At 31.0% G+C, this 1,066-nt stretch carries 1 protein-coding gene; it reads right to left on the reverse strand.

From position 1 onward, the window contains the following. Positions 1–288: 288 nt before the first annotated feature. Complete coding sequence (locus tag ACVCXO_RS00355; RefSeq protein ID WP_452227615.1) at positions 289–909, reverse strand: hypothetical protein; 621 nt, start codon at positions 907–909, stop codon at positions 289–291. Between the last annotated feature and the right edge of the window lie 157 nt (positions 910–1,066).

Here is a 1,066-nt window from a genome sequence, read left to right on the forward strand (position 1 = left end):
TGTAAGCTTTAGTGTTGTTTTCGTTTAAAAGAGTCTCTATTTGAATTCTCTCCTTTAAGGTAAGTCGTTTATGTTTTTTTACTTCCATTGTAACAAATCTATAAATTTAGATTTGTTGCGTTAAGTTATTGAATTCGGAGTTCATTTTTCTAATTGTGCCTAACGTGTTTGTATATGGTTTGTTGCGTGTTTAAGCACCTAATTTAGCAAATAAAAACCGAATAGAAAATCCGCGAGGGTTTTCGTAGGCAGGCTAGAACTAGCAATAAATTATATACGGTGTTGGCATTAGTTTTTTATTCCGTTTATAAATTTTTCTAATTCCGCTTGATTCAATGTATTTTTTTCATCGTCCACTATGTAAAAAGTCAGAACGTAATTTTTTATTTCAATTGTCAATATTCTTAAATTCGAAAGTTTGTTTTCAAAACCATTTTTTGTTTTGTATTCAAAACGATAAGTTTCCGAAATTGCTCCATTCAGTTCGTTCGCAACAATTCGTTTAGCATTCAGTCTTCGGTCATTTTTTGATTCCGCCAAATATGAAGTCCACATTAATTCAAACTTATTGATACTTCTAATATTCAGATTGTTTTTTCCTTTCAATGCTCGATCATCGAAAAGGTAACAAGCGATAATCGGTCTTTTATTTCCGTTGTTTTTAAGAATAAAAATCGGTTCAAAAATTGCTCTAGGAAAACTTTCTCTGTCTTTCTTATTCAGTTCCGAGTTTTCAGGAAATTGGTATTCAGCTTTAAATTTTTCGAAAGTGTCTTTTTCCGCAATCACAAAGTTTTCGATTAGGTTAATCGAAATTCCGATATCTTTTATTTTTATCGATTCATTTGAAAATTCAACTTGCGGTTCGAAATTCAGTTTTCGACTTGTGATTTCTTTGGTTAAGTTCATTTTTCAAATTAATGCCAACGTGTTTGTATATGGAAAGTTGCGTTTTGGTACAGGCGGATTTTCCGAAGGAAAATCAGAAGTAGCAAAAGAGCAACGAACTTTATTTAAGCACTAATCTAGCAATTTTTTATATACGTTGTTATAAAATGTAGCTAAA

It is taken from the genome of Lacinutrix sp. MEBiC02404 (assembly GCF_053601575.1).